This window comes from Streptomyces sp. MK7, assembly GCF_032658145.1.
GTDB classification, from domain to species: domain Bacteria; phylum Actinomycetota; class Actinomycetes; order Streptomycetales; family Streptomycetaceae; genus Streptomyces; species Streptomyces spiralis.
In genome coordinates, this window is the sequence record NZ_JAVACL010000197.1 from 1 (window position 1) to 239 (window position 239).

General features: G+C 67.4%; 1 protein-coding gene. It reads left to right on the forward strand.

What is annotated here, in order from left to right; genetic code table 11:
• Nucleotides 1-239: GAF domain-containing protein (locus R2S09_RS40450; RefSeq protein ID WP_316746306.1), on the forward strand; the 239-nt coding region annotated here is incomplete at both ends.

Below are 239 nucleotides of genomic sequence, written 5' to 3' on the forward strand. Positions count from 1 at the left end.
GGCCCTGACGGCAAGCGGCTGTCCGCCTTCCACACCGTCGGGGTGGGCGAGGACGTCATCGCCCGGATCGGTCCGTTCCCGGAGGGGCACGGGATTCTGGGTGAGCTGATCCGGCATCCGGAGCCGTTGCGGCTGGGGAAGCTGTCCGAGCATCCGTCGTCGTACGGTTTTCCGGCGCATCATCCGCCGATGAACACGTTCCTGGGTGTGCCGATCCGGGTGCGTGATCAGGTGTTCGG